At 58.6% G+C, this 14,807-nt stretch carries 13 protein-coding genes; 1 reads left to right on the forward strand and 12 read right to left on the reverse strand.

Features of this window, described 5'->3' with window-relative positions:
- Nucleotide 1: 1 nt before the first annotated feature.
- On the forward strand, nt 2-1,066 hold the full coding sequence (yedE, locus tag GURA_RS14060; protein WP_011939615.1) for a YedE family putative selenium transporter: 1,065 nt from the start codon (nt 2-4) through the stop codon (nt 1,064-1,066).
- Between the two features lie 39 nt (nt 1,067-1,105).
- On the opposite strand, the gene GURA_RS22925 is transcribed toward yedE, so the two are convergent.
- From GURA_RS22925 to GURA_RS14120, 12 genes are all read right to left on the reverse strand, one after another.
- Nucleotides 1,106-2,395, reverse strand: coding sequence for an MFS transporter (locus tag GURA_RS22925; RefSeq protein ID WP_011939616.1), 1,290 nt, complete (start codon nt 2,393-2,395; stop codon nt 1,106-1,108).
- The gene (locus tag GURA_RS14070) at nt 2,392-3,372 is read right to left on the reverse strand and encodes a right-handed parallel beta-helix repeat-containing protein (RefSeq protein WP_011939617.1); all 981 of its coding nucleotides are present in this window, start codon (nt 3,370-3,372) and stop codon (nt 2,392-2,394) included. Before GURA_RS14070 ends, GURA_RS22925 begins: the two co-directional genes overlap by 4 nt.
- Nucleotides 3,372-3,935 carry a tetratricopeptide repeat protein gene (locus GURA_RS14075; RefSeq protein WP_011939618.1) on the reverse strand — a complete coding sequence of 188 codons (564 nt, stop codon included), beginning with the start codon at nt 3,933-3,935 and terminating at the stop codon, nt 3,372-3,374. The genes GURA_RS14070 and GURA_RS14075 overlap by 1 nt, the downstream gene beginning before the upstream one ends.
- Complete coding sequence (locus GURA_RS14080) at nt 3,932-4,756, reverse strand: HoxN/HupN/NixA family nickel/cobalt transporter (protein WP_011939619.1); 825 nt, start codon at nt 4,754-4,756, stop codon at nt 3,932-3,934. The genes GURA_RS14075 and GURA_RS14080 overlap by 4 nt, the downstream gene beginning before the upstream one ends.
- Nucleotides 4,743-5,417: a ResB-like family cytochrome C biogenesis protein gene (locus GURA_RS14085; protein ID WP_232278912.1), complete on the reverse strand. Its 675-nt coding sequence runs from the start codon at nt 5,415-5,417 to the stop codon at nt 4,743-4,745. The genes GURA_RS14080 and GURA_RS14085 overlap by 14 nt, the downstream gene beginning before the upstream one ends.
- A 379-nt stretch (nt 5,418-5,796) precedes the next feature.
- Complete coding sequence (locus tag GURA_RS14090; protein WP_011939621.1) at nt 5,797-6,504, reverse strand: carboxypeptidase-like regulatory domain-containing protein; 708 nt, start codon at nt 6,502-6,504, stop codon at nt 5,797-5,799.
- Complete coding sequence (locus GURA_RS14095; RefSeq protein WP_041245465.1) at nt 6,501-8,987, reverse strand: right-handed parallel beta-helix repeat-containing protein; 2,487 nt, start codon at nt 8,985-8,987, stop codon at nt 6,501-6,503. Before GURA_RS14095 ends, GURA_RS14090 begins: the two co-directional genes overlap by 4 nt.
- 215 nt (nt 8,988-9,202) lie before the next feature.
- A complete protein-coding gene (locus GURA_RS14100) occupies nt 9,203-9,658 on the reverse strand; it encodes a c-type cytochrome (protein ID WP_011939623.1) in 456 nt (151 codons plus the stop codon).
- Entirely contained in the window at nt 9,655-10,239 is a 585-nt protein-coding gene (locus GURA_RS14105; RefSeq protein ID WP_011939624.1) for a quinol:electron acceptor oxidoreductase subunit ActD, read from the reverse strand. Before GURA_RS14105 ends, GURA_RS14100 begins: the two co-directional genes overlap by 4 nt.
- Nucleotides 10,240-10,243: 4 nt before the next feature.
- The gene (nrfD, locus tag GURA_RS14110; protein ID WP_011939625.1) at nt 10,244-11,662 is read right to left on the reverse strand and encodes an NrfD/PsrC family molybdoenzyme membrane anchor subunit; all 1,419 of its coding nucleotides are present in this window, start codon (nt 11,660-11,662) and stop codon (nt 10,244-10,246) included.
- The gene (locus GURA_RS14115; protein WP_041245466.1) at nt 11,655-12,368 is read right to left on the reverse strand and encodes a 4Fe-4S dicluster domain-containing protein; all 714 of its coding nucleotides are present in this window, start codon (nt 12,366-12,368) and stop codon (nt 11,655-11,657) included. Before GURA_RS14115 ends, nrfD begins: the two co-directional genes overlap by 8 nt.
- 232 nt (nt 12,369-12,600) lie before the next feature.
- On the reverse strand, nt 12,601-14,796 hold the full coding sequence (locus GURA_RS14120) for a molybdopterin-containing oxidoreductase family protein (protein ID WP_011939627.1): 2,196 nt from the start codon (nt 14,794-14,796) through the stop codon (nt 12,601-12,603).
- Between the last annotated feature and the right edge of the window lie 11 nt (nt 14,797-14,807).

The raw sequence follows: 14,807 nt of genomic DNA on the forward strand, positions 1-14,807 counted from the left end.
CATGAATCTGCGAGATCGCCATTTTTGGATCATATTAGCAACCGGCGCCCTTCTGGGAACGCTCGGCGTTTTGCTGGCCGTTTGGGGGAACCCGGAGAATTCAGGGATCTGCGTCTCCTGCTTCATCGAAAACAGCGCCGGTGCGCTCGGTTTTCATGATAACCCGCGTATGCAGTACCTGCGCCCGGAACTGATCGGTTTTGTGCTCGGTGCAGCTGTAAGCGCCATCGCCGCCCGCGAATTCCGCTCACGAGGCGGGAGAGCGCCGCTGCCGAGGCTTGTTTCCGGAATCTTCCTGATGGTGGGCTGTGCAGTATTTATCGGCTGCCCGATCAAGCTTTTTCTCCGCCTGACTGCCGGCGATCTTACCGCAGCGGCCGGGGTAATCGGCCTGGTGGCGGGAGTTTGGGCAGGTCTCCGGGGGCTTTCCAATGGCGTTGAGCTGGGGACTCACCAGCGGGAACAAGGGGGGAGCGGCCTGCTGGTTCCTGTATTTTTCGCGCTGCTGCTTGTATTCCTGATCTTCCGTCCCGGCTTTGTACTCTCCTCCGACAAAGGAAGCGCCGCCCAATACGCTCCATGGGCAATCTCCCTGGGTGTCGGCCTGCTGCTCGGAGCCCTGGCCCAGCGCAGCCGCTTCTGCATTACCGGCAGCGTGCGCGACGCCATGCTCATGGGGCTGAGATCTTACATGCCATGGGGATTCCTGGCTTTCTGCGGCGCGGCGGTGATGTTCAACATCAGCTCCGGCCGCTTTCACCCTGGCATGTTCGGGCAGCCGGGCTCCCATCCGGACCATATCTGGAGCTTTCTCGGCATGGGCCTGGTCGGGTGGATCTCGGTAATAATCGGCGGTTGCCCGTTTCGACAGTTGATCAAGGCCGGCGAGGGGGATGCGGACGCGGGGCTGGTAGTGCTGGGGATGTTCATCGGTGGAGCGTTGGTGCAATCCTGGGGCATAGCAGCCACGGCAGCAGGGGTCTCATTTTACGGCAAAGTGGCGGTCCTTGCCGGTTTCACGTTTATCCTGGCAACGTCTCTGCTCTGTCGCGAACGGATAGCGTAGCAAATTCCCATCCATCCTGAACATATCATTTACCTCCATTTACACATTACGTGCAACATCGGAACGATAACGCAGGGTATAGGCAAGGATCGATACCATTAATCCCAGTATGGAAAGCGCCGCCAGTAGCGTGTAAACCGCGTCAACCCCCTTGCTGTCGACTATGTAACCTCCCACCAGTGTGGCAATAGACCCCATTCCCATAATAAAGAAGAAGTTCCAGCCATACCCTTTGCCGTAGGATCTTTTTGCGGTATAGGAAGCAATGAGAGAGTTCTGAATCGGCTGCCAGCCGTAAAAGACCAGAGTAAAGACAATACTGGCAACGATCAAAGAAGTATTGGTGTAACGGCTTATATAGTACGCGGCCGGTATGACAATCAGGTAGATGCCGATATGGACCAGTTCCGGGTGCCGGGCTCTGTCGGAAAGGTAGCCGCCAAGCCACTGGCCGAAGATCCCCAGTGTAAGTATCGCCGAAGTCAGCATTCCGGCGACCATGACCGGCTGGTCGGCGGTGGATACGAAATTGATCTCCTGCTGGAACAGGGCCGGAAAGAATGTCAGAGACCCCCGATAAACGAAGCCGAACAGGATCGACCCGCCGTAAAGAACCAGCAGCGCTACGGGAATCTTCGAAACTGGCGGTGTGACTGCCGGCTCCGCAGCAGTCGACGCTTCCGCACCGATTGTGACGGCGCCGCTCGCGTTGGACAGGGGGCGGAACGGCCGCCAGGAAAGAATTCCCATCAGGTCGGCCCGCGACCACTCATTCTCCCCGTCAATGACGGTTATCTGGACAACGAAGGCAAAGATGAGCCCCAATATGCCGAAGGCAATGTACGCGGCTCGCCAGGTATCGAACAACATCACCATTGTTCCGGCAAAGAGAGGAGCGAGGGAAAGCCCCAGGTTGCCCAATATCCCGTGAAGACTCAGCGCCTTACCTTTTTTTGCGATGTGGTGAGCGATAAGAGAAAGACCGGACGGGTGATAGATGCTTGCCGTAAGCCCAAGGAGCGCATAGGCAAAACCGAAGCTCCAGCTCCCCGGCGACAGTCCGACAAGTATGGCGGAGATCGCCATTCCCCAAAGGCCTAAGACCAGCATCTTCTTGGCGCCAAGCCGGTCAGCCATGATGCCTGCAGGGATGGAGCCTACACCAAAAAGGCAGTATCCCACATTTATGATGGCCCCGAGGGCAAAGAAGCCGAGGGACTGATCGCCGGCCAGCACCACGAGAACCGCAGGGAGCAGGGTCATATAGCCGTGATTTACGCCGTGCGACAAACTGGCAAGCCAGGCTACTTTCCGTTCGTTGGCATTCATTGTCCCGCCTCTTTGACCCGCTCTTTCAGGAACGGCTCCACCAGGATGCTTGCCACGGACGGATCAGAATGCCGATCATAGATAAGCTCGTTGATCTTATCCCGGCTGGTGGTGCCGAACCAGTTGTTGCGAGCATCCACATCCACGTTCTGCTCATCGGCTATGGCCAGATTATATTCTTTGTTGTCGTAGATGTTGTTTCCGGCGATGCGGACACCTGCCGACTTATAGAAGTATATTCCCTTCAGGTTTTCGGATATCTCGTTGCCGGTTATCTCAGCGGTACTCTGCTCCTTGGGCCAGATGCCGAAGAATTTGTTGTCGGTAATGGTGTTGCGGGTGATCACGGCGCGGGAACTGCGGAAGGTGATTCCCCCCTTGTTGTTGTGGATATAATTAAAGTTGGCGGATATATCCGCAGGCCGTCCGAACCAGGGAACTCCCGGCGCTTCTTCTTCCTTCTTGACGCTGATGGCGACGGCGTTCTTGGTGAATTCATTGTGGTCAATGCGAGCGCTGGCGCCATGGGCGTGGATGCCGTTGTAGGCGAAGAGTATCTTGCAGTACTCGATCACATTACCGTCGCCGCCAAGGAGATTGATGGCCCCCCAGTCAGCCGGCTTTGCATCCCGCTCCGCAGAGGTAAAGACGATGATGTTGTCTTTCGTTCCCCGGGCGATGAGCCGCCCTTGCACGATAAGCTCCGCCTGCGGGTAATAGGGGGAGTCGATGCCGAACATGTTGCGATCGCTCTTTTCATCAATTCTGACGAACTTCACGGTCGTGCCGGGGGCAATCGTCAGGGTGACGCCGGCGGGAACGAAGACGTCGCCGGTTACCTTGATGGTCCCTTGCCAGACCGTATCCTTCTGAATGGTGGTCTTGCCGATCTCAACCCCTTTATCGGTACAGCCTGACAGGGGAAAGAGCAGGCTCAAGAGCAGTGCGGAAAAGATGGTTCGTAAGAGCGACGTCATCAGCGCTTTCCTCCTGCCTGGGCACGTTTTTTCCGGATATTTTGCAACGCTGCCAGGACAATTTTCTTCTTGCCGTTTTCAAGTTCCCGGTTGACTCCCCGCTGCAGCAGGAGGCTATTCACCGCCAGGGCTTCCCGGTAGCACTTTTCCGCCACTGCGAGGTTGCCCAGTTGCTCATGGGCGAATCCCAATCCGTAATGAACCATGGTGTCCTCACGGCGCAAGACTATGGCCTTCGTGAACCATGCCACAGCCTCCTTGTAGTTGCCGGTTTTACAGCTCACCAGCCCCATGCCGTCGTGAGCATCAAAATCGCGGGGAGATACCTTCAGCACCTCGCCGAACTGCCATGCGGCCTCACCCAGTTTGTTCTTCCGATAGAGGACGATCCCCAGCTTATTGCGTGTCTGGATATCCTTCGGGTTGATCTCCACGACAATCCGGTATTCGGTCTCAGCCACCGAATCAGGGAGAAATCCGGTTTCGGGGTGGGCGCTGCTCACCGCGGGAAGGGCCAGGAGCAGGGCGCCGGCAAGAGATATGAAGCGGCAAATTCTGTTCATTTCACACCAAAGTGGGTCAAGGAGGAGTACAGGGTAACACCCCCGATAAGGGTAACGAGCGCGGCACTGGCAAAGGCGACCTTCGGCGCATAGCGTTCCGTGTCGATGAAGCGGCTGGTGGCCCGGACTCCATTGACAACGGCAAGGCCGATGGCAACAAGGGATGCGGCCAGTCCCAGACTGAAAATCAGCACCAGAACAAGCCCCTTGCCGATATCACCCACCGACGCAGAAGCAAGGAGGATTGCCAGGGCAGCCGGACAGGGAACAATGCCGCCGGAAATGCCGAGTAGAATCAGGCCGGTCAGGCCTAACTTCTGGTCAACGCCGTGTCCGTGGTTATGGCCGTGGTCGTGGTTGTGTCCGTGGTTATGATCATGGTCATCGCCATGATTGTGCGTATGGCCGTTGCCATGGGAATGACCGTGGTCGTGGCCGTGGTGATGGTGCCCCCCTCCGAACAGGTGGAAGTGGCCATGGGCACGTGACGGATCACGCATACCGATCCAGCGCGACCTTAGCATCCAGAGACCGATGCCGAGGATGATGATGCTCGATACGATGCCGAGATAGCCGTGGAGTTCCTGATCAGTAAAGTAGCGGGAAGACGCCTTGGCAAGCAGTCCGAGAAGGATGATGCTGAACGAGTGGGTAAAGGTCACGACCAGACCGAGAATCACGGCGTCGATGCTCCTTCCCCGGGAGGCGACAAGATAGGCCGCAACAACAGACTTCCCGTGTCCGGGTTCAAGGGAATGGGCGGCGCCCAACAATAAAGCGGCACTATAGATACCGAACATGCCGAAGCTACTTACATCCATAAAATCTCCTGAAAAAAGCAAATATAGCGCCAAGCCCCATAACGGCAAATCCGCTGAATACATAAGGACGGCCCGGGTCTCTGACAATCTGTATCCCGGCAAAAGGCCTTCCGTTTTCGTCACTGCCTGTCAGGGTATTATAGAAATAGAGCCCCTGCCACCTGAAAGGTCCGTTCACTTCCGCCGTACCCGCCGCAAGAGTCTTATCCTTATCCGAGAGATGAAGATCGATCCAACACCTTTTCAGGATAGGGCTCTGATACGACACCAGTTTAAATTCATAGGGGAAATCCGCGGGAAGGTTGTTCATCCCGGAGGTATCGGCAGTGCCCATTACCCGGCCCTGCCTGTAAACTGTGAGATTGAGATTGAGACCGGCCGGATCAAAGGCACCGGCGGCAACCCGGTAGTCGCCCAGCTTGAAACTCTCGCCGGTACGGAGGGTAAAGAGAGCGAATTTTTCGTTACCGCGCAACACCCCTACCCGTACAGGTACCGGGTAAAACTCTCGATTTATCCGCTTGACGGCAAGCTCCATACCAAGCGGAACATCCTGCTCCCTGTCCCAGCGGTAAACCTGATCAACGGAGGACCCTTCATAAATATTGACCGTGGCCACATAGCCGAATGAGGTGACAATACAGCCCGCCAGAGTCAGCAACACCCCCCCATGCAGAATCAGGGTAGATTTTGCCAGGGTCTTCCACCGCCGCAAGGTGCAACAGAGAAGGTTTAACGCAAACAATCCGATCAGCCCAACAAACGGGGGACTGGAATAGATAGCTTTCGATTCGGTGAAGGACCCGGGAATCGCGGCCAGACATATTGCAATAAACAGCGCAATAGCCAGTTCGGTGGAAGCTAGATATTTTGCTACAGTTATATACATCTGCTTGGGAGACAAACGCGACAAAACCTTTCATTCCGAATCTACGGTGCGACCACGAACAGCTTTTTCTTAAAGTACCGCGTGCAACCGTTAACGGCAAGCACCAATTCTTCGGCTGCCTGCGTATCACCGCCACAACCTGCCATAGCGTTTATTTTAATGTTATTTCAACGTCAATTGCCATATCTATTTTGCCGGGAACCAGGGACAGAGCCCTGCCCGGCGAAACAGCCCGACCCGGTGGAAAAACCGTTGCCGAGCCAAGGAAATAATTGCCTGGTGGGAGATACAGGACATAACGCCCTGTTTCATCCGTCCAGCCTGAGATGTAATCCGGCAATTGCGCTATCTCTTTCCCCCGATGGGCAATCACGTAAGCATTTGCAACCGGCGCGCCGCTGCCGTCCAGTACACGGCCGCTTATTTTCACATGGTCATCCCTGGTTCGGTGCTTGTTCCGGGCCACTTCCCGGATATCGGCAACAGTGAAATCCTGCTCTGCAACCCGCTCCGCAGGGGGCTCGATCACCACCGGTTCGCCGGAATGCCTGGTCCCCAGCAAAAGCGGACCGAACTTCACACCTTGCCTGACCCTTGCCACAGCCCAGTATCTCCCCACCGGCAGCTCGATAGCGTATTGTCCGTCCCGGTCCGTCTTGGGGGTAATGAATTCGGCGGGGCGCCTGGTCTTTGCGCTGTCGTAAATGAAAACCTCGGCCCCCTCGACCCCCTGGCCGGCCGGATCCAGCACTTTGCCGCGCAGGACGAAAGTCTCGCCGGCCAAGGCGTTGGACCAGTCAAAAACTGCGGCTGCTGCGACGGCAAGAATCATTATGACGGCCAACCATTGCCGTTTCATTGTCCCACCGCCTGACCTGCGGATATCGGCTTCTGAAGGAACGGCTCATACAGGATGATGCCGATTCCCGGCTCTTTTCGCCCGTCGAACAGGGTTTCGGCCGGATCTCCCCCGCCCCACCAGTTCTCCCTGGCGTTCACGTCTTCATTGTTAAAATCGCCGACCCTGATATTGTAGCCGCTGTTGGCAAACAGGTTGTTCTTGCTGATGGTCAGCCCGCCCCCCTTTTCTCTGACGAACACACCGGTTTCATTCCTCGTGATGACATTTTCAGTGAAGATGCCGTTGCCCATGTAGGAACGGATGCCGATGGTGTTGTCCGTAAAGAGGCAACGGGTGACCGTTACCGGACCGCTGCGGAAGCGCATCCCGCCGTAGTTGCCATGGATGCTGCTATCCGACAGGGACAGGTTGGTGAAGTGACTGTGAACCCCCCACGTTGCGTACTCAAAGACCGCGTAGGCAATGGCGCTGTTGTTGGCATGCTCCAGCAACACCTCATCCCAGGCGCCGGCTTCCTTTTTCTGCAACGAGGTAAACGTGATCTCACGCGTTTTTTCTCCCCTGGCGAGAAGTTTGCCGTTGACTGCCAGACCGGCGCCTTCTGCAAACTTAATCTTTGTTCCCGGCAGGACCGATAGCGTCGCATCTTTTCCAACATCAAGCTTGCCGGTCACGACGATCGCCCCTTCCCAGGTGGTGGAAACAAGCACATCCCGCAGCGGCCATACGTAGGGTAGCGGCGTCTGCATTGCACCGTCATGGGTGACTTTGCCACGCATCGGCTCATCAGAGCGGTCCAGGATAACCCGCTCCGCATCCGCCCCGCCCCACCAGTTTGCCGGCGCATCCACGTCGTTTTTTCCTTCCAGATCAATGGCGTAGAGACCGTTGCGGACGAAATTGTTACCGGTTATCAACCCGGAAAAAGATATAATTCCCATGCCGCGTTCGCCGTTACCGGCAATCTGGTTCCCCCTGATGCCGGCCCTTACATCCTGAACGCTCATCCCGTTAATGCCGTTATTGCCGATAAAATTATCTGTGATCTCTATGTTGTCCGCATTTTTCAGAGAAAAACCGGCTTCGGTATTATTGGTGATAACGTTACGGCCAAAACTGCCGTAATAGGCGTCAGCCACCAGCAACCCGAACCGGTTGCCGTCAAACAGGTTCCCTTCCACGACCGCCGCGCCTTCCCGCAGCCGCAGACCTTCCTTCAGATTTCTGAGGAACCTGTTGCCCCTCACCTGAATGTCGTTCCGGAAAAAATTTCCCCCCAGGTAGTTGTTACTGACGACATTGCCGGCAAAATCCACCTCGGAATCCCTTCCCTGGATACCGCTTTTATTGCCGTACAGCCAGTTACCGCGCATTGTCACCGTCGATTCCTGGAACTGGATCGCCCGGTAATTGTTTCTCAGTACCGAACTTATGACCGCCACGTTGGAGAAGTGAAAATGCAGTCCTCGATAGGCGTCCTCTATCTGACAATACTCCAGCAGGTTCTGGGCCCCATCGCTGTTCATGATATTGATGGCGTCCCAATCCCCCTGCCGCCCGGTTTTCCCGGCGGAGCGGAAAATGATCGGCGCTTTGGCATTCCCCTTGGCCAGCAGGAGCCCCTGGATCAACAGACCGTTTTCGCCGATGCCGTCACCGTTGGTATCCCTCTTCCCGAACTCGACGATTGTTCCCGGCATTATCACAAGCCTGCTTCCATCCGGCACCCGGATAATCCCCTTCACCTCTATCCGCCCCTGCCAAATGGTATCGCCAAGCAGCACCTCATCCCCATAAATCCGGGCGACTGCCGGCCCCGCTCCGCTTGTGTAAGACCTCTCTCCGGGGTGTTCCCTGAAACTGCCCGTATAAAAGTCCTTTTTCCGGTTGTCCCTGACTGTGCAGTCACGACTGTCAACCTTTGCCTCCTTATAGAGAAAGAGGCCGTAGTCGTTGTCCGTAATCAGGCAGGCAGTAACCGTCAGACTGCTCTTTGCGCCCAAGGCGGTAATTCCGTAACGGTTTCCCCTGAGTTCCGAATCTGCCAGATGGACCGTACCGTCAACGACATAAAGGGCAGACTCGGCATGCATGATCCGACAAGACCGGAGGTCGGCGCGGCCGCCATCAACGATGATACCGGCCCAGTTCCCAGCCTTATTTTCCCCGGCTGAGCTGAACAGCACCGGCGACTTTGCGGTCCCCTCAACCTTGAGGGTTCCCCGCACCGTAATCTCCGTAAGCGGCGACATGTACTCGGGATCGGTCTTGGTGCTCTCCGACGTGGCCACCCGGACAACCGTCCCCGGCCTGATGATCAGGGTAACGCCGGCCGGCACCAGGATATCGTCCTGAAGCGCAACCTCGCCCTGCCAGACCGTATCCCTGGTGATCACCCCGGCAGCGGCAAAGGTTGGAAACAGAAGGCAGAGTGCAATGATGAGAAACCTGATTGTCTGAATAGAGAATTTGATGGTCATATCCGTGAGGGGTATCCTGAGACTCAACGCAATACAGACAGCGACAAAAAAACGAAAAAGTCTTTCGATGCACAAGCAGGCGTCGTTACCTAACTTTGTCACTATAACTTATCTTAATAACAAAGACAAAATAATTTGCCCCAATCTTGACGCCCGTAAATCCATAGGCCGACCAGATCAAGGTGGCCGTGCAGGCAGGAGGAAACCCGGCCCTCCTATTTGCGGGTCCGCAGGAAATTGACCAGACTCCACCGCTCCCGCGGCATAAGCTTGTCCTGGAATGGGGGCATGCGGCCGAAGCCGAAGGTGGTCGCCTTGAAGATATCGGAGTCGCTCAGGCTCTGCAGCAGGTCATGGTCGAGGCCGGGCGGAGGAGGAGAGAGCTTTAGCCCGACCGGGCCGCGCCGGTCCGAAGTGTGGCCGTGGCACATGGCGCAATTGATATCGAAGAGCGTTTTGCCCTGCGCAATTGATGCGGCAGTCGGGGCGACAGGATTTTGCAGCACGGCCTCTCGCGAGACGATCTCCTTGCCGGAAATCGGCACGCTGCCTGCGGGCGTGGCCGGAACCGGCGCCTTATAGGCCTTGTAGGAAGGCTGCTCGTCCATCCACAGGGCCGCCGTCAGCAAAGGTACAGCGGCCAGAATGACCAGTTTCGCAATGCCTTTCATAGCGTCGCCTCTGCGATGAGCCTGATGGCGCCGGCTTCCCTCATGATCTCCTCCGCCAGGCTTTTCTGCTCTTTGACGGGAACGGAGGCGATGGTGCCAATGCACTCTCCCGGCGTTGTTCCGCGCCCGCATGCCACAATCTCTCCGCCGGCGTGGGCGGTAACGCTTATGCCGATGCACCCCTCGGCGATTGCCGGGTCATAGAGGCGTTTTCCCAAGGGAGGAAGCCTCATTTCCAGGAACATCCCCACCATGGTGCCGACAATGGCGAAGAGCATGGTCAACTCGAAGGTGACGATGCCGGTCGGGTAAAAGGCGATGATCGGCTTGTCGCCGGTCTGCACCGGATAAAGCCAGGCGGTGCCGGCGGCCAGGAGAAAACCGGCGACCACGCCGACAATGCCTCCGGCCAGGGCCAGCCAGCGGAACCACGAACGCCGGTCGGTCTTAACCAGCACGCCGTCCGGATAGGAAACGGAGGTGAGCGAGGTGATCTGCGCTTCCGTGAACCCTGCCCTGAGCAGCCCCTCCACCCCCCTACCCGCACTCTCGATATCCCTGAAAATCCCGAGGATCTCCATATGACTATTCCTCCCCCGCGACAGTCGGCACCTCGGCGCGGCCAAGCGGGACACGAGCCTCGCGAACTTCAAGCTCCCGCACGTCGGTCACCGCCACAATCGGAAACAGCTTGGCAAAGAAGGTGTAAAGCAGGGCAAAGCCGGCCAGAGCAGCGATGTTGACGGAGATCTCCACCCACGAGGGGCGGTAGCTCCCCCAGATGAACGGCATGTTCTTGTGGGAAAGCGATGGCACGATGATCAGGAAACGCTCGATGAACATGGCGACGTTGACCAGCAGGGAAACAGACAGCATCACCCCGATGGAACGCCGCAGCCTCTTGAAGCACATTGCCGTGATCGGCAGCAACGAGTTGCCCACAAGCATCAAGAGCAGCAAGAAGGTATATTTGTTTGCCATGAAGCTGAAGACCTCCCACTCGATCGGTTCATGGGCGTACCAGGTGGTCTGGACCTCGACGAAGTAGGCATAAGACCAGAGGAGCGAGATGACCAGCAAAATCTTCCCCATGTTGTCGAAGTGGAGCGGGGTCAGGTACTCCTCCAGGTGGAATGCGCGACGGATGATGATCATCAGGGTGATCACAGCGGCCACCCCGGAGAGAATGGCTCCGATGACGAAATAAGGGGGAAAGATGGTGCTGTGCCAGCCGGGGACCACGGTGACGGCGAAGTCCCAGGCGACTATGGAGTGCACCGAGACAGCAACCGGGATGATCAGGGCCGCCATCAGGGTCGAGGCCTGGTGGTAGACCACCCACTCGCGGGCCGTTCCCCGCCACCCCATGGCCAGGACGGTATACAGTTTCCTCCGCCAGCCGTGCGAACGGTCCCGGACCACCGCCAGGTCGGGGAGCATCCCCAGGTAAAGAAAGATACTGCTGCCGATGATGTAGCTCGTGATCGCCGTAACGTCCCACAGAAGCGCCGAGCGGAAATTGGGCCAGAGCCCCCGCTGGTTGGGATAGGGTATCAGGTAGTAGAAGATCCAGTTGCGCCCCAGGTGGATAAGCGGAAAGAGGCCGGCCACGGTGATGGAGAAAACTGTCATCGCCTCGGCGGCACGCAGGATCGGCCGGCGCCAGTTGGCCCGGGAGAGGCGCAGGATGGCCGAGACCATGGTCCCGGAATGGGAGAGCCCGACCCAGAAGACGAAACCGGTGATGTAGAAACCCCACATGACCGGCCGGTCCTTGCCGGTCACGTACATGCCGTGCGTCACCTGCCAGGTGAAGGCGAACAGGCCCCAGGCCACCACTGCGCCGAGAAAGAAGGCGAGCAGATACCAGCGCCGGGTCGGGGGGCGCAGCGAGGAGAGGAGCTCGTCGTTCAGCTGTCCGACGGTTTTGGTCTCATTAGTCGCATGGGTCCCATTGGTCTTATGGGACTCATGCGACGAATATGACTCATGGGACTCAGACATGCTCCCTGCCCCCTCCCTTGAGGTAATAGACCGAAGGGTGCGTACCCAGATGCTCCAGCAGCCTAAAGCGGCGGGGGCTGCGGGAGAGCCGCGCCACCCGGCTCTGCGGATCGGCCATGTTGCCGAAGACGATTGCCTCGGCCGGACAGGTCTGGGCGCAGGCCGGCTGCACCTCGCCGTCGCGGACCATGCGTCCTTCCCCCTTAGCCTCTTCCTTGGCCCGGCGGATGCGCTGGACGCAGAAGGTGCACTTTTCCATCACCCCTCTGGAGCGCACCGTGATGTCCGGAGAGAGCTGGTTGTCGAGAGGCTTCGGCCAATCATGGGGGTAGAAGTTGAAAACCCGCACGGCATATGGACAGTTGTTGCCGCAGTAGCGGGTGCCGACGCAGCGGTTGTAGACCTGGCCGTTCAGGCCGTCGGGGTTATGGTAGCTGGCGTAGACCGGGCAGACCGGCTCGCAGGGGGCATCGTGGCAGTGCTGGCAAAGCACCGGCAGGAAGCGTACCCGCACGTCCGGGTATTCCCCCACCCAGAAACGCTCGATGCGCAGCCAGTGCATGTCGCGCCCCTCGGCAATCTCCTTTTTATCACAGAGCCCCACGTTGTTCTCAGCCTGGCAGGCGACTACGCAGGCGCCGCAGCCGGTGCAGCGGTCGAGGTCGATGACCATTCCCCATTTGTATGGACTCGTCATTTTTTCCATATGACCTTCTATCTTTTGGCAAACAAAATCTCTGAACCGCCCGCTCCTTTCAGTCGCTCAAGACGCAAAGTACGCAAGAAAAGACAAATACTTTTCAGAGACAAAGTCTTTGCTTTGGCACAAAATCAGGCGAAAAGCATTTCGCCTTTGCTTTGCTTTCCTTTGCTTTCCTTTGCTTTCCTTTGCATCTTTGCGTCTTTGCGGTTCAAAGGTTTCTTGAATATCCGTTGGTTTAAATCTCGATCAGCTCGCTCCGGTAGCTCCCCTGCGGATGCCCGGCCGTCACCAGTTCCCCCTTCTCCGAGATCCGGGTCAGCCTCACCCGGGTGGCGTGCCAGGCCGGCCGGGTCTCCGTTCCGTCAGTTATCAGCGCCAGCAGCACGAGGGGATTCGAACCCCGGCCCCGGGCATAGCGTCCCATCCCCCGGTGCCCCTGCCCGAGAGGGATCGCCACCATGTCGGGGCGGATGCCGGGGTAGATCACCGCCGGCAGACGCATCGCACCTTGGGGAGAGGTTACCTCCACCAGGTCGCCGAAGCCGATCCCCATCTCTGCGGCGGTGCGGGGGTTGATCTCGACCCAACTATCCCAGACCACGGTGGTCATCGGGTCGGGGAGCTGCTGCAACCAGGGAAGCGGCGCGCCTCTGCCGTCATAAAAAGCGATAGAGGGATATACCAGCAGATGCAGCGGAAACCGCTTCTCATCCCCGGCAAACCTGGGTTCGGCCGGGTTGGGGAGGGATGAACCGGGTGCCCGGCGATACCCCTTCTCCTGGCCTTGGCGAGTTTCGAAGAGCCCCCCCTGCCGGAGGAGCTCCACCCACACCGTTTCGAAATCCCTCCGCGCCGCACGGCCGACCCGCTTTTCCATCGTCCCCTTCAGCATCTCCTGATACGATTGGTAGGGGAACGCCGCCGTCTTCCCGCCCAGTTTGTCGGCCATAGCCATCAGCACATCGGGGAACTGGCGGGTGTCAAAGAGGGGCGTCACCACCGGTTGCATCAGCCCGATCACCCTATCCCGGGTGCCGGCCAGCGGGATCACGTCTCCCCAGCTCTCCAGAGCAGCGTGGTCCGGCAGGATCAGATCGGCCTGTAGTGCAGTGTCGTCCATCAGTGAGGAGAAGCTGACGATGAACGGCACTCGGGCCAGTGCCTCCTGGAAACCGGTGGCCGGTGGAATGGCATGGACCGGATCACCGTGGATCATGGCCACCCGGAATCGGCCATCGCGCATCGCCGCGACCAGGGAAAGGAGCTCGGTAAATGAGTTTTCCGGGCCCACGCGCGACCCTCCGTCCGGATAGACCCCTCCTGGCCGGTTCAGGTTCCCCACCAGCAGATTCAGCATCTGCACGGCGCGGACTGCATCCGGGCCGTTGCTCTGAAAGGCAACCGTCTCCCCGGCCATGGCCAGCGCCGGGCGGGTGGTGGCAAACTCCCGCGCCACCTCGGCTATTATCCGTTGCGGCAGGCCGGTCTGTTCCGCCACCCGGGGAAGATCGTACGCTTCCAGCCGCCTCAGCAGTTTCTCCGTCTGGAGCCCGTTCACCGCAAGGGAACCTGCGTCGGAAAGAGACTCGGCCAGGATCAGCCTGGCCATGCCCAGGGCCAGTGCTCCTTCGCTTCCCGGCCGGGCCGGCATCCAACGGTCGGCCGAGGCGCCGGTCAGTGACATCCTGCCGCCGACGTAGGTAAAATGACCGCGGACCGTATCCCGCCCCTGGCGCATCCGGCCGAAGGCGTAACCGTACTGGACCGGCGACAGGTGGTGCTCCACGAAATCAGCACCGAAGCTGAGAAGATAACGGGTCTCGGCCACGTCGTACCAGGGGAGGCCGGGCTGGCCGAAGCTCCGGCGGGTGGCCGTGCGGAGCCAATCGGGACCGAGGAGATCAAAGGAGAGATGATGGGGCGAGCCGAAGACGCGCATGAAGCGCGTTGTCAACTCCACCAGGGTGCCGTTCAGCTGTGGCGTCACCAGAGCCAGACGGTCGGTTGCCTTTTCCCGTTGCAGTGCCCTGAGTTGGCCTGCAAGCAGTTCCAGCGACTCTTCCCAGGAAATCCGCGTGAATGCGCCCGAACCGCGGGGCCCGCTCCGCTTGAGCGGCTGCGGCACCCGGTCGGGATGGTAAAGCTCCTGCAGAACGGCCTGCCCCATGGCGCAGAGTTTTCCCCTGTTAACCGGATGGGCGGGATTCCCCTCGATTTTCTTGGCCCGCCCCTCGGACACCCGGACCAGGATGCCGCAGCCGGCCGGGCAGAACCGGCAGGAACTGGCGTAGTAATCGGCTTTACCGGGTGTCACCCCCTCGTCGGGCGGGACCAGGTAGGGAATCAGTTTCTCGTTTCCCGACTGGCACCCCGAAAGCACGGTACCGGCGGCCGTCATGCCACTGAGCTGCAAAAATGTTCGCCGTTTCATAGCGGCCTCAC

Source organism: Geotalea uraniireducens Rf4 (genome assembly GCF_000016745.1).
In the GTDB taxonomy this organism is placed as follows: Bacteria; Desulfobacterota; Desulfuromonadia; order Geobacterales; family Geobacteraceae; genus Geotalea; species Geotalea uraniireducens.